The following is a 17,343-nucleotide window of genomic DNA, read 5'->3' as shown; positions in this document are numbered from 1 at the left end:
AGTCGGCATATTACGCCATCTATAGATGGTCGACGCCGGAATGGCGTATCGGCAGATTGCAGGGGTGCCGCAGTCCGAGATCGAGCGAAAGCTCGCTGGTGCTCTCGGTCGACGGTTGGCGGGGCTCCGGGAGGAGCGTGGACTCACTCAAGAAGCCCTGGCTGAAGCCAGCGGTATCAGCCGGAATCACTACCAGCTGCTGGAAAGCGGCATCAGCAACCGAAAGACCAAGCGCCCGGCCAATCCGCGGTTATCAACGTTGGTGGCGCTCAGCGATGCATTGGGTATGTCGGCAGCGGAGTTGGTGGCCGAAGTCTTGAGTGAGCGCGACTGAACTGGGTTCATTCCATTGGGTGGGCGCCGATCGACGCCAAGTAGCGTCTCCGATGTTCCGGCGCCCGAAGATGAGCTTGTATGGGTGCCCGGTGGCCTTGACCGGCTTGGCGCCACCGTGACACCTTCCGGACCCGTGGTTTCGAGCCCGATCCGATACCAATCCGTAAGCGAGGAGCGATTCGCTCACCCTCCGTCCGTTGGCAACAACCTACGCTGGCCGGTATGTCCAAGTCCGCACGTGGCAAGCAACCCAAGCGTCACCTTCGGTCGGTGCCGACTCCGCCTTCGATCAGACCTGAGGACCAGCCGCTGTTCCAGGCGTTGCGGTCTGCTCTGCGCTCTGACCAGCCGCTGGCACTGCTCGAACTCGTGAGTGGGCTGATCACTGCCACCGACCCACGATCTCGCAATCCTTGGGCTCGCGATGACGATGGCCCGAGTCTCGACGCGCTGGTCGACTCGCTGATCGGTACCTCTTTCGCGCAGACCACGGCCGCGCTGACTGTCATCCGCGAGATGGTGCCCGACCAGGAGATCGCGGCGCGTATTGATCGCGAATTGACTACACGCCGCCAACCGTTGCCGAATTGGCTTGGCGCGCTGGCGGATACCCGCGCCGACCCGGAAGTGTGGTTCCTGACGCACGTTCTCGGTGACGGTGACGACTATTTCTTCGGCGCGACGCTCCCCGGCGGCCGGCAGTTGACGGCGCTGGTTTATGTGGACCACAACATGGGCACGGTGGTCAAAGACGCGTTCGTCATTCCGGAAGCGATCTCAGTCGTGCTGCGGCAGCTGCAACCGTCGATTGAAGACGGGCAGACACTCTCGCGGTTCCATCCGGCCGACGCGCGGGCGATAGTCGAGAAGGCTATCGACCACGGTTCGCGACTGTTCCCGCCACCGGAATCCGATTCCTGGCCCATGTGCCGGCCACTGGTCGAATGGCTGGTCCGGATGCAGCCTGCCGGAGGCGCGGTTCCGGAACGTCATGAATGGACTGACAAGGAGAGAACGGCAATCGCCGACGATTTCTTCGCCTCGCGGTTCGGTGACGCCATGGATACCGCCGATGCGCACGGTCTGCTGGACTCGATCTTGTGGTTCGCGACCGAGTGGGGACCCGGTGACCCCTACCGGTGGAGCCCCGTCAACGTAGAGATCCTTCTCGTGGATTGGGCTCCGCGAAAGATAGTGGCGGATACGGGTTATCTCGCACAATTACCCAGTCTGTTGCGTGCCTTCATCGCCTACTGCCACCACCGCCAAGGCATCAGCGCCACCCTCACGGCCGACACCTTGGCGTCCGTCGGCAGATGGGAAGGCGAATTTCAGCGGATGATCCGGACGGATCGTCCGCAGGGTGCGGCGGCGCTGGCCGCCCGGTTGCTGGGGGAGGGCTTCGGCGGCTTCGCCGATGACGACCCAAGCTTCGCAGAGATCATGCTCGAGCGCTTGGACGCGATGGTCGGCGGCCATTTCCAGTTGCAGAATCTGACCGACGAGCCATTGGACGATGAGCCGTTTGACTGGGCGGGCATAGCCGACGACATCCGGCCCGCCGTCGAGACGGTGCTGGCCCTGTGCGACCGCTGCGCAGACGAGCTCTTCGATGTCGAGCACCGGACGGCGATGCGTCGCTTCCTGGGCCGTGCTGCGGTGGCCGATCCAGCGATCTTCCGTCGTAAGGCATCGTTGGAACGCGGAGCGGCCACCGTGGCCTGGGTGATCTGCCGAGCCAACCACTCCATCGGCCGATTCGGCACGCCCCCGGTCACTGAACTGCTGGGGTGGTTCGGGGTCAAGGGCAGTGTTTCGCAGCGTGCCGAGCCGTTGTTACGTGCGAACGGGGTTGCCCCACATTCGGCTTACGGTGACATGAGACTCGGCGCGGCGGACTTGCTGACCGCCGCGCGACGTCGATCGATCATTCAAGTGCGAGATCGCTACCAGGGGAGTGCGGGGTGAACGTGGCGGTCTTCGTCTCTACACCGAGCGTGGGGGTTGCCGAGCTTCGCTTCGGCGTGTCGGCTCGTCAGGTCCCACGGTCGGCTTGAGATGGGCCGATAGCACCGGCGATACCGCATCCCAGATGGGTATGCAGCAAGCAGACCGGGACTGGAGTGACGGCTGTGACTATTGCCGACCGGGCCGCTTTTGACTGCGCGTCAGCGCAGACAAAGTGCGAGTGGTGACCTGCGTAGACGCACACTCAATGCTCGGCGGGGGCGGGAACGGGCTTGGCGCGCAACGGGTCTGCGGCCACCGGGACCAACGGCACGGCCAGCACCGGGAACAGCGCGCACACCGCGAACGCGGCCGGGAACCCGAAGGCTCCGATCAGGGCGCCGAACACCGGCGGCACGATGCCTGCCGTCAGCAATTGCGTCGTGTTCTGCACACCCAGCGCCCGGCCACTCCAGAACGGCCCGGCGATTTCGGCAATTGCGGTGAACGACAACCCGTTATCGGTCACGGTCACCACCGACGCCACCACCATCACGAACACCGCGACGGGCCAGTGCAGGTAGTCGGTCAATGCGAGCAGGCCCATCGTGACGCCGGCCAAGACGGCGATCACGCGCACCGGGTGCAGCCGTGATCCCATCACGTCCGACCACCGGCCGGCGGCGATTCGGCCTGCGGCCCCGCACAATTGGGCCACCGTCACCATGGCGCCCGCCGCGCCGGCCGACCAGCCGTGCGCCGTCATCAACCACACCAACGAGAAGGTCCACACCAGTGACTGGGGGACAACGAGCAGGACGGACACGGCGTGGATACGGGCCAGTGCCGACGACCCGCGGTAGGGATTGGCCAGATCGGTTGCGGGAGCAGATGATCGGGGCGGCCGCGGGGGATCGATGACGCCCAGCGCGGTCACGACTGCTGCGACCAGACACGCGATCGCGGGGAACAACAGTGCGGCAGACACGCCGGATGACTCGGCCACTCGCGGAATGACCAGGGCGCCCAGCCCAACTCCCAGCGGCTGGGCGGTCTGGCGGATGCCCATCACCAACCCGCGCTGTTCGGGTGGGAACCAGCCGACCACCAACCGGCCGCTCGCGGAGTTGGAGCTCGCGGCCGCCATGCCGCCCAGCAACAGGAAGGCTCCGACGGCGACCAACGAGTCGGCCCAGGCCGCCGCGAACGCGGCCAGCGAGGTCAGTAGCGCGCCGACCGTCAGCACGAACCGTTCACCGACCCGGTCGACGACCCAGCCCCACGCGATGAGCGTCAGCACCATGCCGAAGCTCGGCATTGCCGAGACCAGTCCGGCGCGCGACAGGTCCAGCCCCCGTTCGCCGTGCAGCGTCGGGATCAGGAAGGCTGCGCCGTTGATGAAGACGTTGGCGCACATCGTCGAGCCGAGTGCGATCACCAGCATCGACCAGCGGCGGACGGCTGAGACGTTGGTGACCATGGCTTCATGGTGCCATCACGGTTCTCAAGATATGAATCTGTTTCTCAATATTTGAGAACAACTAGGGTCGGCAACATGGCTCAGCGCGCGTACTTCTCACGTTTGACGGCGGCCTTGGTGGCCGGCCTGATGCTGGTGGCGGCACCGATACCCACGGCATCGGCAGCTGCGCCGAACTGGTCGGGCCTGGACGCCCGGGCATTCGCGGACCGGGTGCCGCCGCCGGGCGGGCTCATCCGGACCGTCCCGCTGAACCCCGGGCTGTCGGTCGCCGGTGCGGCCCGCGCCTACCGAATCCTGTATTCGACCACCGACCAACACAATTCGCCGGCGGTCAGCACCGGCGTGGTGTTCGTGCCGCCCGGCGAGGCCCCGCCGGGCGGCTGGCCCGTCATCGCCTGGGCGCACGGCACCGTCGGCCTGGGCGACGACTGCACGCCCTCGGCGCAGCCGCGCAGCGCACGCGACAACGAATATCTGAGCCACTGGCTGAGTGAGGGTTACGTCGTCGTCGGTTCCGACTACACGGGTCTGGGCACCCCCGGTCTGATGAGCTACCTCAACAGCGTCGCCACCGCGCACGCCATCATCGATTCGGTGATCGCCGCGCGTCACATGAACCTGCCGCTGTCGCCGAAGTGGGCTCTGGTCGGGCAGTCGCAGGGTGGCGCGGCGGCCGTCGCGAGCGCGCGGTGGGCCACCGAATTCAGCAAGGGGAGCGGCCTCGACTACCGCGGCGTCGTGGCGACCGGCACCCCGGCGAATATCGACGACGTCATCATCACGGCAGGCCCTGACATGGTGCTGCCGCCCGGGTTGGGTCCCATCGCGTCGGCCTACACGGCCTACATCCTCGCCGGCTTCCGGGAGCTCCGCCCGGACGTCAACAGCGTGCTCACGCCTGCCGGCCTGACCGCGGCGAACCAGGCCGAGACCCTGTGCACCGCACCACTGAGCGCGGCGGTGGCCGGCCTCGCGCCGCCACAGTTCTTCTCCGCCCCACTGGCGTCGCTACCGGACATGCGCCGGGCGCTGGCCGACTTCATGGGCACGCCCATCGCGGGCTACGACCGGCCGATCTTCCTGGGCGTCGGTCTCAAGGACCGGGACGTGCCGCCGTCGTCGACCCTGAGGTTCGTCGACCAACTCAAGGCCAACGGCCAGGACGTGGCGCTGTACGTCTACCCCGAGGATGACCACTCCAGCACGGTGCTGACCTCGATGGCGGACTCCACGCCGTTCCTTCAAGCCCAGTTCGCGGGCTGACCAGCGGGCCTCATTAGGCTGGGCGGATGCGTCTAGGTCGAATTGCCAGTCCAGACGGTGTCGCTTTTGTCGTGATCGAGGGCGACCCGAACTCCGATGCGGTCTGCAAAGAAATCGCCGAGCAGTACCTGTCCCGCAACCCCACCTTCACCGGGCGCTCCTGGCCGCTGGCCGACGTCCGGCTGCTGGCGCCGATCCTGGCCAGCAAGGTGGTCTGCATGGGCAAGAACTACGCCGCGCACGCCCGCGAGATGGGCAGCGAACCGCCCGAGGACCCGGTGATCTTCCTCAAACCCAACACCGCGATCATCGGGCCGAACATCCCGATCCAGCTGCCCGCCGACGCCAACCCCGTGCACCACGAGGGCGAACTGGCGGTGGTCATCGAACGTCCGGGCAAGGACATCCCGGCGGCCAAGGCCAAGGACTACATCCTCGGCTACACGATCGCGAACGATGTCTCGGCACGTGATCAGCAGAAGAAGGACGGCCAGTGGATGCGGGCCAAGGGGCACGACACGTTCTGCCCGGTCGGCCCGTGGATCGAGACCGCCGTGGACCCGGCCGATCTGGACATCCGCACCGAGGTGAACGGCGAGAAGCGGCAGGACAGCAACACCGCGCTGCTGTTGCACGATGTCGGCGCCATCATCGAATGGGTCTCGGCCGTCATGACGCTGCTGCCCGGCGACATCATCCTCACCGGAACCCCCGAGGGCGTCGGCCCGATCGAGGACGGCGACACCGTCAGCATCACCGTCGAGGGTATCGGCACCCTCTCCAATCCTGTTGTGCGTAAAGGGAAATAACGTGAACACACCTGTCAGGGTTCGCTTCTGTCCGTCGCCGACCGGCGCGCCGCACGTCGGCCTGGTCCGCACCGCCCTCTTCAACTGGGCGTACGCGCGACACACCGGTGGCGACTTCGTCTTCCGGATCGAGGACACCGATGCTGCGCGCGACAGCGAGGAGAGCTACAACGCGATCCTCGACGCGCTGCGCTGGCTCGGGCTGAACTGGGATGAGGGGCCCGAGGTCGGCGGCCCCTACGAGCCGTACCGGCAGTCGCAGCGCGGCGACCTCTACCGCGACGTGATCGCGAAACTGCTTGCCGCGGGCGAGGTTTACGAGGCCTACTCGACGCCCGAAGAGGTCGAGGCCCGGCACCTCGCGGCGGGCCGTAACCCCAAGCTGGGCTACGACAACTACGACCGCGACCTCACCGCCGAGCAGAAGGCCGCGTTCGAGGCCGAGGGCCGAAAGCCGGTGCTGCGCCTCAAGATGCCCGACGAGGACATCTCCTGGGTGGACCTGGTGCGTGGCGAGACGACCTTCGCCGCCGGCGTGGTTCCGGACTTCGCGATCACGCGCGCGAGCGGAGAGCCGTTGTACACCTTGGTCAATCCGGTCGACGACGCGCTGATGAAGATCACCCATGTGCTGCGCGGCGAGGATCTGCTGCCGTCGACGCCGCGGCAGATCGCGCTGTACCAGGCGCTGATCCGGATCGGTGTCGCCGACGCGGTGCCGCAATTCGCCCACCTGCCAAGCGTTCTCGGTGACGGTAACAAGAAGCTGTCCAAGCGCGACCCGCAGTCCAACCTGTTCCTGCACCGCGACCGCGGATTCATCCCCGAGGGCCTGCTGAACTACCTGGCGTTGCTGGGCTGGGGCATCGCCGACGACAACGACCTCTTCAGCCTCGACGAGATGGTGGCGGCGTTCGACGTGGCCGACGTCAACTCGAACCCGGCGCGCTTCGACCAGAAGAAGGCCGACGCCATCAACGCCGAGCACATCCGCCGGCTGGCCCCGGAGGACTTCGCCGCACGGCTCAAGGCGTATCTCGACGCGCACGGCCACGACACCACGTTGAACGCCTTGGCTTTCGCCGCGGCGGCCGAGTTGATCCAGACCCGCATCGTGGTCCTCGGCGACGCGTGGGACCTCGTGAAGTTCTTCAACGACGACGCCTACGTGATCGACGAGAAGTCGGCGGCCAAGGAACTCAAGCCCGAGGCTGCCGAGGTCCTGGACGCGACGCTGAGCGCCTTGGCGGGCGTCGGCGAGTGGAACACCGCCAACATCGAGGCCGCGCTCAAGGCGGCGCTGCTGGACGGCCTGGAACTCAAGCCCCGCAAGGCGTTCGGTCCCATCCGGGTGGCGGTCACCGGCGCGACGGTCAGCCCGCCGCTGTTCGAGTCGATGGAATTGCTCGGCCGTGAGCGCAGTCTGGCGCGGTTGCAGGCGGCCCGAAACGGCCTGTGAGCGGGCGATTTAAAGGCAGGGCCAACTGTTTGGTAGTCTGCTCGTCGGCCCGGAAAGCGCAAAGCGGCGAACATCCGCTGAGGTTTCCAGGCCGAAGATGCCCGTGACCTGCGGTGATGGGCATCAAATGGGGTATGGTGTAATTGGCAACACAGCTGATTCTGGTTCAGCCATTCTAGGTTCGAGTCCTGGTACCCCAGCTGCCGGAGCGATTAGGTCAGCCAGCGCAACTGAGCTAAGCTATCGCTCCGGAAGTTCTAGCCCCCGTCGTCTAGCGGCCTAGGACGCCGCCCTCTCACGGCGGTAGCGTGGGTTCGAATCCCATCGGGGGTACGTACGAACGCCGGACCTGACAACAGGTCCGGCGTTTTGTCTTTCTCGGGGTCTCACCTGCCGCCGGCCAGGAATCCGAGATCCCGCCGGCCGCGCCCGACCGACGGCTCCGGATCGGCGCCTAGGGTGCCGTGGAGCAGTTCGTGATAAACGTCACGGAAGTCGACGGTGGTCTTCAGATCGCCGTCGGTGAGATCGGTCAGGCTCGGTGCGTCGCCGTAGAACCCGCCCTTGACGGGGGTGCCGGCGATGAACACCGGACCGGACGTGCCGTGGTCGGTGCCCTGTGAGGCGTTGGCCGCGACGCGCCGCCCGAATTCCGAGTACATCAGCACCACGACGTTGCGGCCGTACGGCGTGCCCTGGAGCTTGTGGAAGAACGGCGTCAGGGCGTCGTCGAGGGTCTTGAGCAATGCCTGCTGGGGGGCGCGCTCGTCGGCGTGTGTGTCGAAGCCCAGCAGCTGCGTCATGTACACCTGTGTGGGCACCCCGGCGCGGATGCAGCGGGCCACCAGTTCCAGGTCGCTGGCCAACTGGTTGTCGGCCTGGCCGATGGTCTGCAGGCGGCCGTTGATCACCGGCGCGAAGCGGCTGTTGGTGGCGTGGTTGGCACGGTAGGACTCGCACACCTGGCTCATGGCGGTGGTGTCGTTCGGGTCGTCGGCGCTGAGCGCGGCCAAAGTGCGCGCGACGTCGGGCGGGATGGCCGGCACGAAGTCGGAAAGTGATGCCGCGACGTGCTTTTGGCCGACGGCCAGGGGCGGCAGCACGGTGCCGATGTTGACGGCCCGGATCGGGTCGTCGCCGCTGGTGTCGAGCCAGCGGCCGATCCAGCCGCTGGTGACCGCGTCGACGGGGTTGGCGGTCTGCCAGATGTCCATGGAGCGGAAGTGGCTGCGGTCGGGCCTCGGGTAGCCGACACCGCGCACGATCGCGAGCTTGTTGGACTGCCACAGCTTCGACATCCCGGTGAGCGCTGGGTTGAGCCCGAACGCCGGATCGAGGTGGAGCACTTCCTCGGGCTTGTAGGCGAGTTCGGGGCGGGCGTCGTGATAGGCGTTGTCGGCGTACGGGATAACGGTGTTGAGGCCGTCATTGCCGCCGTAGAGCGTGACGATCACCAGGATGCCCTGGTTGGTCGGCAGCGGACGGTCCTGACCTTCGCGCAGCAGATCGGGCAGCGTCACCGCGGCGACACCGCCGAGCAGACCGGCGGCGCCGGCCCCGGCGCTGGCGATCAAGAACTTGCGGCGATTGAACTCGGGCATGGGGATCTCTTCAGGACGTCACGTACTCGGGGGTGATGACGGCCGCTGCCACCAGCCGGTGTGGATCGGAGACCAACGGTTTGAGCGCGGCTGCCGAGCGATCCGACCAGGCGCCGATGCCGAACAGGTAACCGACGCCGTCGATCCGCTCACTGGACGCCATCTGCTCGACGGCGCTGATGTCGCTGAGCGCCAGCAGCCGGTTGGCGGCCCAGACCCGCGCCGCCGCACTGTTGGTCGACAACCAGAGCTGGCCGCGGGGCCAGCCGCCGACGTCCGGCGGATAGAAGGGGCGCTGACCCATCACCCGGAGCACCTGGTCGAGGTCGGCGAGGACGTGCTCGTCGTCGAGGGGAACCGCGAGCGACCGGACGATGCCCATCAGCCATTCCACGGGAGTGCTCACGACGGTGCCGGCGGCCTTGGTGAATTCGGGATCGAGCACGACGGCCTTGGTGAGCGCCTTGAGATCTCGGTTGTGGCCGTAGGCGGCGACCAGGCGGGTCACGGTGTCGGGGGAGGCCGGCTGGTCCGAAGCCAGCAGGCGCCAGAGGGTTCCGGCGACGAACGCCGCGGAGGCGGGCTGACGCAGGACGATGTTGCAGAAGTCGGTGTCGGTGAGGTTGCCGGTGACACCGAGCACGGTCTTGACGGACTCGTCATGATGCTCGGCGTAGATGACAGTGCTGCCGTCGGGCTTCAGGTGCCGCCCGGTGAGGGTCTTGGCGCCCTCTTTGACGTCGATCTCGGTGTAGCCGTTGGCATGTCCCATGGTGAAGAGCTCCATGAACTCCCGGGACAGGTTCTCGTTGGGCGCCGCGGCGGTGTTCACGTCACCGTCGAGCCAGTGCAGCATCGCACCGTCGGTGAGCATGGCCCACGCGAGGCTGCCGAAGTCACCGAGCTTGAGGGTACGCAGCTTCTCGTTCTGCTCGCCCATCAACTGGGCCGCGTTGACCTTCTCCGCCGAGGTGGCAAAGTGGTTGTGCCACAACAGCGTCAGCTTCTCGTGGACGGGCTGCTGCACGGCGGCCATGCGGCGCAACCACCACCCCGACAGTTCCTGCATGCGCGCCACGAGTTCCTGGCCGAATGTGGCGATCTCGGTGGCCGAGGCGCCCGACGGTGGGTACTGCGGGATGGCGGATTTCGGCATCGGGGTCGCGATGGCACCCGGGTCGGCGTTCGGATCGAGGCTCAGCGCCCAATCGAGATACCCCGACCAGTCCTGTTTGACGACAGCATCCACCTGGGCTCCGGTGGTTCCGAAGCCGGTGCGGCGCAGCATCCGTGCGGTTGCCAGCCACTGCGGTGGCTGCGACACGATGAAACCTACTTTCCTACAGCGGTACGTCCCCGCCGGCGCTGCCGGGGTCACTTAGGAACTTAGGTGATCGGCGCCACCGTCGTCACCGTATGCGGCGTATTCAAAGGTTTGCTGGTTCGTCTCACAGGCGGCGGGTGAGCGCTTCGGCCGCGGCCAGCAGATCGCTCGCCCAGCGCACGCCGGGGCGCCGGCCCATCCGGTCGATCGGCCCGGAGACCGACACCGCCGCGATCACCGCGCCGCGGTTGTCCCGCACCGGCGCCGAGACGCTGGCCACGCCGGGCTCACGTTCGGCGGCGCTCTGTGCCCAACCGCGCCGGCGGACCTCGGCCAGGACGCGGTCGGTGAACTTCGCCGTCGGCAGCACCGCCTGCTGGGTGGCGGGATCGCTGTACGCCAGCAGGACTTTGGCGCCGGAGCCGGCGGTCATGGGCAGCCGGCTGCCGACCGGCACGGTGTCGCGCAGGCCCGACGGTGGCTCGAGGGCCATGACGCACACCCGGGCCATGCCTTCCCGGCGATAGAGCTGCACGCTCTCGCCGGTGATCTCGCGTAGTCGGGGGAGTACCGCGCCCGCAGCGCTCAGCAGCGGATCGTTTACCTGCCCGGCCAGTTCGGTCAGTGCCGGGCCGAGCCGCCACCGTCCTTCGTTGTCGCGGGCCAGAAGTCGATGGACCTCCAGGCCCGCGGCCAGTCGGTGGGCGGTCGCCCGGGGCAGCCCGGTCCGGGTGCACAGTTCGGCCAGTCCACACGGTGACTCGGCCACTGAATGCAGCACACCCACCGCTTTGTCGAGGACGCCGATGCCGCTATCCTGTCTCACAGGGAGATACTAACGTCTCGCATTGTGAGATGGTAGGTCAGCCCTCCCGGGTATCGCGGAAGGAACTGCACAGTCATGACGAACAAGCCACGCACCATGGCGGAGAAGGTCTGGGCGGACCATGTGGTGGTCGAGGGTGCCGGTGAAGGCGCCGCCCGCGAACCCGATCTCATCTATATAGACCTTCATCTGGTGCACGAGGTCACCAGCCCGCAGGCATTCGACGGCCTGCGCCTGGCCGGTCGTCCCGTCCATCGCCCGGACCTCACCATCGCGACCGAGGACCACAACGTCCCCACGATCGACATCGACAAGCCGATCGCGGATCCGGTGTCCCGCACTCAGGTTGAGACGCTGCGGCGCAACTGTGCGGAATTCGGCATCCGCCTGCACCCGATGGGTGACGCGCAGCAGGGCATCGTGCACATCATCGGACCGCAGCTGGGTCTGACCCAGCCCGGTATGACGGTGGTGTGTGGTGACAGCCACACCTCGACGCACGGTGCCTTCGGCGCGATCGCGATGGGCATCGGCACGTCCGAGGTCGAGCATGTGCTGGCGACCCAGACGTTGCCGCTCAAGCCGTTCAAGACCATGGCGGTCAATGTCGACGGCGAACTGCCACCGGGAGTCAGTGCCAAGGACATCATTCTCGCGGTGATCGCCAAGATCGGTACCGGCGGCGGCCAGGGTCACGTCATCGAATACCGCGGCAGTGCCATCGAATCGCTGTCGATGGAAGGCCGCATGACGATCTGCAACATGAGCATCGAAGCGGGTGCCCGCGCCGGCATGGTGGCGCCCGACGAGACGACGTTCGAGTTCCTCAAGGGCCGTCCGCATGCGCCGCAGGGGGCGGATTGGGACGCGGCCGTGGCGGCCTGGACGGCGTTACGTACTGACGAGGGTGCCGAATTCGACACCGAGGTGCACATCGACGCGGCCACCCTGAGCCCGTTCGTCACCTGGGGTACCAACCCCGGGCAGGGCGTGCCGCTGTCCGCGAATGTCCCTGACCCAGAACAAATGTTCGATGAAGGTGACCGGCTGGCCGCCGAAAAGGCGTTGGCCTACATGGACCTTCGGGCCAATACGCCCATGCGGGACATCGCGGTGGACACCGTGTTCGTCGGTTCCTGCACCAACGGCCGGATCGAAGATCTGCGGGTGGTGGCCGATGTGCTGCGTGGCCGCAAGATCGCCGACGGCGTGCGGATGCTCGTGGTGCCCGGGTCGATGGCGGTGCGTGCACAGGCCGAATCCGAGGGTCTGGGAGAGGTTTTCACCGCCGCCGGCGCCGAGTGGCGGCAGGCCGGCTGCTCGATGTGTCTGGGCATGAACCCCGACCAGCTGGCTCCGGGCGAGCGCAGCGCCTCCACATCCAACCGGAATTTCGAAGGCCGCCAAGGCAAGGGCGGCCGCACCCACCTGGTGTCTCCCGCCGTCGCCGCCGCCACCGCGGTGCGCGGAACCCTGTCCTCACCCGCTGATCTGAGCTAGGAGCGCACTGTAATGGAGGCTTTCCACACCCACACCGGAATCGGCGTTCCGCTGCGCCGGTCCAATGTCGACACCGACCAGATCATCCCCGCGGTGTACCTGAAGCGGGTCACCCGAACGGGTTTCGAGGACGGACTGTTCGCCGGCTGGCGCACCGATCCGTCGTTCATCCTCAACCTCCCGCCGTTCGACCGCGGCTCGGTTCTGGTCGCCGGACCCGATTTCGGCACCGGCTCGTCGCGCGAACACGCGGTGTGGGCATTGATGGATTACGGATTCCGGGTCGTCATCTCGTCGCGCTTCGCAGATATTTTTCGGGGAAATTCTGGCAAGGCCGGATTGCTCGCCGCGGAGGTCGCACAGGACGATGTCGAACTGCTCTGGAAGCTCATCGAGCAGAATCCGGGGCTGGAAATCACTGTGAATCTTCAAGATCGGAATTTGACCGCGGGAACGGTCGTGCTGCCCTTCAAGATTGACGATTACACCGCGTGGCGGCTGCTCGAAGGACTTGACGATATAGGCCTTACGCTGCGAAAACGCGACGAGATCGAGGCTTTCGAGAAGCGTCGGCCGAGCTACAAACCGCGCACTCTGCCGGCCTGACCAAGGGGCTCCGCAGGTCCCGTCAGAGGGCCTGCGGAGCAATTTCGGCACTCGGGCGCAGCTCGAATCCCTGCCCCCGCAACCACGTTTCGAAACCTCTCAACCACCTCCCAAGTGGGCCAACCGGATTGCCGAATTTCGTCATAGCTATGCCCGAAACCGGGCGTGGCTCTTGGAAATCGGCGGGTACTGGGTTTACCGTGTGCATTAGTCGGTCCAGCCAGGGCCACTGAAATCGGAGGTTTTGGATGAACAAAGCAGAACTCATCGATGCCCTGACAGAAAAGTTGGGCACCGATCGTCGTCAGGCCACCGCGGCCGTCGAGCACATCGTGGACACCATCGTCCGCGCCGTGCACAAGGGTGAGAGCGTCACCATCACCGGCTTCGGCGTCTTCGAGCAGCGTCGCCGCGCCGCCCGCGTTGCGCGCAACCCGCGCACCGGTGAGACCGTCAAGGTGAAGCCGACGTCGGTTCCGGCTTTCCGCCCGGGCGCTCAGTTCAAGGCCGTTGTCGCTGGCCAGCAGCGTCTTTCGGCTGATGGCCCCGCCGTGAAGCGCGGCGCCACCGCAGCTCCGGCCAAGCGCGGCGCTGCCAAGAAGGCCGCCCCGGCCAAGAAGGCTGCTCCCGCCAAGAAGGCTGCCGCCACCAAGGCTCCGGCCAAGAAGGCCGCTCCCGCCAAGAAGGCCGCTCCGGCGAAGAAGGCTGCGGCTCCGGCCAAGAAGGCTGCTCCCGCCAAGAAGGCTGCACCGGCGAAGAAGGCTGCGGCTCCGGCCAAGAAGGCTGCACCGGCGAAGAAGGCTGCACCGGCGAAGAAGGCTGCGGCTCCGGCCAAGAAGGCCGCTCCCGCCAAGAAGGCCGCTCCGGCGAAGAAGGCTGCTCCCGCCAAGAAGGGCCGCCGCTAAGCCCTATCCGATAGGTCCGACTCGGACACGCCGTGGATCAATCGATCCACGGCGTGTCTGTGTGTGGAGCGCTAGCTTTTGGTCGGCAAGGGGCTGCCGATGTGATCGGCGGCGACGAGCGTGTCACCGTGCAGTGACATCACCCACATGCTGCCCTTGCGATTACGCGATTTGTCGGGCCGGATACCGCTGCGCTCGCACCACCACGAAATCAGGTCCGGGATCACCTTGCCCTGCGTGCAGATGACGGGGACCGTTTCGTCGTCGGCTTTTGCGGCGATCTTCAGCACCCGCTTGCGGGCCGCGTCGGCGTCGGCCGCGAAAGCCTCTTCGGTCAGCGTCGGTTCATCCCGTACCCGGACACCGAGCTCCTGCGCCAGCGGTTCCACGGTCTGGTGGCACCGGGTCCGCGACGCCGCATGGACCTCGCTGGCCCCGAAAGCGAGCAGTTGGCCGACAAGCGATTCCGCCTGTGCCCGGCCTTTCTTGTCGAGCGGCCGCAGCCGGTCGTCGCCCTTGTACCGAGCCTTGCGGCCCGCGGTTGCGTGCCGGACGATCAGCACGGTGCGGGTATCGGCGGGCCGACGGGTGAAGCGCCGCAGAACTTTTCGGTCATGCGGATATTGCAGCCGGAGCATGGCCTCGGCCACCGGCAGCCAGTCGAGCTTGTCGACCTCGGCATTGGGGCTGAACCCGCCGCCGGTCGTGCGGGCCGCCCAGTAGCGAACCTTCTTGGTGCCGTACTCCAGCGGATAGCTGACGGAGGCCAGCCGGCGGCCCAGCACCGACTCGTACCCGGTCTCTTCCAGGATTTCCCGTACGGCGGTAACCGGTTCGGTTTCACCGGGATCCACCTTGCCCTTGGGCAGAGACCAGTCGTCGTAGCGCGGTCGGTGGACGACGGCGATCAGTGGCGCGCCGGATTCGCCGGGGCGCCACAACACCGCCCCCGCTGCCAGCACCGGCGTCGCGCGGGTGTCATGCGCCGTCTTGTTCGGCACCTGTGCTCCTGGATGTGGTTGTCGGGATCAGGTTTTCGCGGTGCGTTGCCGCCGGGCGAAAACTACGGCGTGCGATGCCGCTCCATGATCGACACCTGGTGATCCCGGACCTTCTCGCCTTCGCGCGGCAGCGCGGTCCAGTGTCCGTCCGGACCCAGCTCCCAGCAACGGGTGGCCGGATCCATCGCGGAATCGAACACCCCGCTCAGCTCCTCGGTCAGTCTCGGGTCCTTCACCTGCGCCATCACCTCGACGCGTCGGTCGAGATTACGATGCATCATGTCGGCGCTGCCGATCCAGAATTCATTGATGGCGTTGAAGTGAATAACGCGTGAATGTTCAAGGAAGCGGCCGAGAATCGAGCGCACGACGATGTTCTCGGAGAATCCCTCGGCGCCCGGACGCAGCGCGCAGATACCCCGGACCACGACCTCGACCCGCACCCCGGCCTGCGACGCCCGATACAGCGCATCGATGACCTGTTCGTCGACCAGGGCGTTCATCTTCATCCGGATCCGGCCGTCGCCGCCGGCCCGCTTGGCCTCGATCTCGCGCTCGATGCGCTCGATGATGCCGCGCCGCACGCTGTGCGGAGCGACCAGCAGGTTGCGGTACGACACCTTGCGTGAGTAGCCGGTCAGCGAGTTGAACAGGTCGGTGAGGTCGGCGCCGATCTCCGGCGAGGCCGTCAGCAGGCCGACGTCTTCGTACAGGCGTGCGGTTTTCGGGTTGTAGTTGCCCGTGCCCACATGGCAATAGCGGCGGATGGTCGAACCTTCGCGACGCACCACCAACGCCGTCTTGCAATGGGTCTTGAGCCCGATGAGCCCGTACACCACGTGCACGCCCGCCTGCTCCAGCGCGCGGGCCCACTTGATGTTGGCCTGCTCGTCGAACCGGGCCTTGATCTCCACCAGCGCCACCACCTGCTTGCCGGCCTCGGCGGCGTCGATCAGGGCGTTGACGATGGGGGAGTCACCCGAGGTGCGGTACAGCGTCTGCTTGATGGCCAACACATTCGGGTCGGCGGCGGCCTGCTCGATGAAACGCTGCACCGTGGTGGAGAACGAGTCGTACGGGTGGTGCACCAGGACGTCGCCGTCGCGGAGCGTCGAGAAGATACTCTTCGGTGTCTCCCGCTCGCCGAACGCCGGGGGCGTGGCCGGCACGAACGGCCGGTCCTTCAGGTCGGGCCGGTCGACGCCGTAGATCTGCCACAGTGACGAAAGGTCCAGCAGTCCAGGAACTTCGATCACGTCGCCGGGGTGCACGTCGAGCTCGCGCAGCAGCAGGTCGAGCATGTTCTCGGTCATGTCGGTGGCGACTTCGAGCCGAACCGGTGAGCCGAACCGCCTGCGCGCCAGCTCGCGTTCCAGCGCCTGCAGCAGATCCTCGTCGCGATCTTCTTCGACTTCGAAGTCGGCGTTGCGGGTGATCCGGAACGCGTGGTGCTCGACGATGTCCAGCCCGGGGAACAGCACCGGCAGGAACGCCGCGATGAGTTCTTCCATCGGCAGGAACCGCACGCGCGACTTCACGCCGTCGCCCGTCGTGCCCGGCTCGGGCAGCTCCACGAACCGATCGACGTTGTCCGGCACCTTGATTCGGGCGAAGTGCTGGGTGCCGTCGTCGGGATTGCGCACGGTGATGGCGAGGTTGATGCTCAGGCCGCTCACGAAGGGGAAGGGGTGCGCGGGGTCGACGGCCAGCGGCGTCAGCACCGGGAACACCTGATCGTGGAAATACGTGGAGAGCTTGGACTGCTCGTGCTCGTCCAGCTCGCTCCAGTTGACGATCGTGATGCCCTGCTCGGCCAGTGCCGGGCGCACCACCTCTCCGAACACCGTGGCGTGTCGGGTCGAGATCTGCTGGGTGCGTTCACCGATCCGGCGCAGTTGCTCGCGCGGCGACAGCCCGTCCGCCGACCGGACCGAGAGCCCGGTCTCGTCACGGCGCTTCAGCCCGGCCACCCGGACCATGTAGAACTCATCGAGATTCGAGGCGAAGATCGCCAGGAACTTGGCCTGCTCCAACAACGGCAGCGACCGGTCGGCGGCGAGCGCCAACACCCGGGCGTTGAAGTCCAGCCAGCTCAGCTCGCGGTTGAGGTACCGGTCATCGGGTAGCGCGCCGTCCGTCGGATCCGCGGTGGCAGCGGGCAGTGTCTCCGGGTCCGAGTCGACGGGTGTGCGGTCGGTGTGTGCTGAACGGGTGTCGGCTTCGGTCACCCCGACGATCATTCCCTATCTGCTGGGTGCAGGCCACATGGTTGGTGAACGCCGG

Annotated in this window: 14 protein-coding genes and 2 tRNA genes; 10 read left to right on the top strand and 6 right to left on the bottom strand. The window is 66.6% G+C overall.

All coding sequences use genetic code 11. From position 1 onward, the window contains the following. Positions 1 to 25: 25 nt before the first annotated feature. Positions 26 to 334 carry a helix-turn-helix domain-containing protein gene (locus ACJH6H_RS23280; RefSeq protein WP_082761789.1) on the top strand — a complete coding sequence of 103 codons (309 nt, stop codon included), beginning with the start codon at positions 26 to 28 and terminating at the stop codon, positions 332 to 334. 371 nt (positions 335 to 705) lie between these two features. Further along, positions 706 to 2,304: a hypothetical protein gene (locus tag ACJH6H_RS23275; protein WP_237162782.1), complete on the top strand. Its 1,599-nt coding sequence runs from the start codon at positions 706 to 708 to the stop codon at positions 2,302 to 2,304. Positions 2,305 to 2,548: 244 nt separating this feature from the next. On the opposite strand, the gene ACJH6H_RS23270 is transcribed toward ACJH6H_RS23275, so the two are convergent. Then, positions 2,549 to 3,763, bottom strand: a complete 1,215-nt coding sequence (locus tag ACJH6H_RS23270; protein WP_406775898.1) for an MFS transporter — start codon at positions 3,761 to 3,763, stop codon at positions 2,549 to 2,551. 75 nt (positions 3,764 to 3,838) lie between these two features. Here ACJH6H_RS23270 and ACJH6H_RS23265 point away from each other — a divergent pair, with 75 nt between their 5' ends. From ACJH6H_RS23265 to ACJH6H_RS23245, 5 genes are all read left to right on the top strand, one after another. Continuing rightward, complete coding sequence (locus ACJH6H_RS23265; protein ID WP_406775897.1) at positions 3,839 to 5,029, top strand: prolyl oligopeptidase family serine peptidase; 1,191 nt, start codon at positions 3,839 to 3,841, stop codon at positions 5,027 to 5,029. Between the two features lie 26 nt (positions 5,030 to 5,055). After that, a complete protein-coding gene (locus ACJH6H_RS23260; protein WP_212811937.1) occupies positions 5,056 to 5,838 on the top strand; it encodes a fumarylacetoacetate hydrolase family protein in 783 nt (260 codons plus the stop codon). Position 5,839: 1 nt separating this feature from the next. After that, on the top strand, positions 5,840 to 7,297 hold the full coding sequence (gene gltX, locus ACJH6H_RS23255; protein WP_138248783.1) for a glutamate--tRNA ligase: 1,458 nt from the start codon (positions 5,840 to 5,842) through the stop codon (positions 7,295 to 7,297). Between the two features lie 128 nt (positions 7,298 to 7,425). Then, positions 7,426 to 7,497: transfer RNA gene (locus tag ACJH6H_RS23250), tRNA-Gln, on the top strand. 60 nt (positions 7,498 to 7,557) lie between these two features. After that, positions 7,558 to 7,630: transfer RNA gene (locus ACJH6H_RS23245), tRNA-Glu, on the top strand. Positions 7,631 to 7,683: 53 nt separating this feature from the next. Here ACJH6H_RS23245 and ACJH6H_RS23240 read toward each other — a convergent pair. The 3 genes from ACJH6H_RS23240 to ACJH6H_RS23230 form a co-directional block, all read right to left on the bottom strand. Next, positions 7,684 to 8,898: a DUF1501 domain-containing protein gene (locus ACJH6H_RS23240; protein ID WP_138248784.1), complete on the bottom strand. Its 1,215-nt coding sequence runs from the start codon at positions 8,896 to 8,898 to the stop codon at positions 7,684 to 7,686. 10 nt (positions 8,899 to 8,908) lie between these two features. After that, positions 8,909 to 10,222 (bottom strand): DUF1800 domain-containing protein, encoded by a 1,314-nt coding sequence (locus ACJH6H_RS23235; RefSeq protein ID WP_322790396.1) that lies wholly within the window; start codon positions 10,220 to 10,222, stop codon positions 8,909 to 8,911. Positions 10,223 to 10,346: 124 nt separating this feature from the next. Then, entirely contained in the window at positions 10,347 to 11,048 is a 702-nt protein-coding gene (locus tag ACJH6H_RS23230) for an IclR family transcriptional regulator (protein WP_029105769.1), read from the bottom strand. 75 nt (positions 11,049 to 11,123) lie between these two features. On the opposite strand from ACJH6H_RS23230, the gene leuC reads away from it, so the two are divergent. From leuC to ACJH6H_RS23215, 3 genes are all read left to right on the top strand, one after another. Then, positions 11,124 to 12,548 carry a 3-isopropylmalate dehydratase large subunit gene (gene leuC, locus ACJH6H_RS23225; RefSeq protein WP_020103819.1) on the top strand — a complete coding sequence of 475 codons (1,425 nt, stop codon included), beginning with the start codon at positions 11,124 to 11,126 and terminating at the stop codon, positions 12,546 to 12,548. A 12-nt stretch (positions 12,549 to 12,560) separates the two neighbouring features. Continuing rightward, positions 12,561 to 13,154, top strand: coding sequence for a 3-isopropylmalate dehydratase small subunit (gene leuD / locus ACJH6H_RS23220; protein WP_020103818.1), 594 nt, complete (start codon positions 12,561 to 12,563; stop codon positions 13,152 to 13,154). A 248-nt stretch (positions 13,155 to 13,402) separates the two neighbouring features. Continuing rightward, a complete protein-coding gene (locus ACJH6H_RS23215) occupies positions 13,403 to 14,059 on the top strand; it encodes an HU family DNA-binding protein (RefSeq protein WP_029118439.1) in 657 nt (218 codons plus the stop codon). Between the two features lie 71 nt (positions 14,060 to 14,130). On the opposite strand, the gene ACJH6H_RS23210 is transcribed toward ACJH6H_RS23215, so the two are convergent. Beyond that, the gene (locus tag ACJH6H_RS23210; protein WP_406775896.1) at positions 14,131 to 15,060 is read right to left on the bottom strand and encodes an NUDIX domain-containing protein; all 930 of its coding nucleotides are present in this window, start codon (positions 15,058 to 15,060) and stop codon (positions 14,131 to 14,133) included. Positions 15,061 to 15,122: 62 nt separating this feature from the next. Continuing rightward, on the bottom strand, positions 15,123 to 17,288 hold the full coding sequence (locus ACJH6H_RS23205) for an RNA degradosome polyphosphate kinase (RefSeq protein ID WP_374704296.1): 2,166 nt from the start codon (positions 17,286 to 17,288) through the stop codon (positions 15,123 to 15,125). Positions 17,289 to 17,343 lie beyond the last annotated feature (55 nt).

The organism is Mycobacterium sp. SMC-21 (assembly GCF_045310825.1).
In the GTDB taxonomy this organism is placed as follows: domain Bacteria; phylum Actinomycetota; class Actinomycetes; order Mycobacteriales; family Mycobacteriaceae; genus Mycobacterium.
This window is presented reverse-complemented; position numbering and strand designations above follow the sequence as displayed.

Excerpts from the sequence above, each read along its gene's own strand:
- ACJH6H_RS23280 (WP_082761789.1), top strand. The coding sequence starts at position 26 with ATGGTCGACGCCGGAATGGCGTATCGGCAGATTGCAGGGGTGCCGCAG.
- ACJH6H_RS23270 (WP_406775898.1), bottom strand. The coding sequence starts at position 3,763 with ATGGTCACCAACGTCTCAGCCGTCCGCCGCTGGTCGATGCTGGTGATC.
- ACJH6H_RS23265 (WP_406775897.1), top strand. The coding sequence starts at position 3,839 with ATGGCTCAGCGCGCGTACTTCTCACGTTTGACGGCGGCCTTGGTGGCC.
- ACJH6H_RS23260 (WP_212811937.1), top strand. The coding sequence starts at position 5,056 with ATGCGTCTAGGTCGAATTGCCAGTCCAGACGGTGTCGCTTTTGTCGTG.
- ACJH6H_RS23240 (WP_138248784.1), bottom strand. The coding sequence starts at position 8,898 with ATGCCCGAGTTCAATCGCCGCAAGTTCTTGATCGCCAGCGCCGGGGCC.
- leuC (WP_020103819.1), top strand. The coding sequence starts at position 11,124 with ATGACGAACAAGCCACGCACCATGGCGGAGAAGGTCTGGGCGGACCAT.
- leuD (WP_020103818.1), top strand. The coding sequence starts at position 12,561 with ATGGAGGCTTTCCACACCCACACCGGAATCGGCGTTCCGCTGCGCCGG.
- ACJH6H_RS23215 (WP_029118439.1), top strand. The coding sequence starts at position 13,403 with ATGAACAAAGCAGAACTCATCGATGCCCTGACAGAAAAGTTGGGCACC.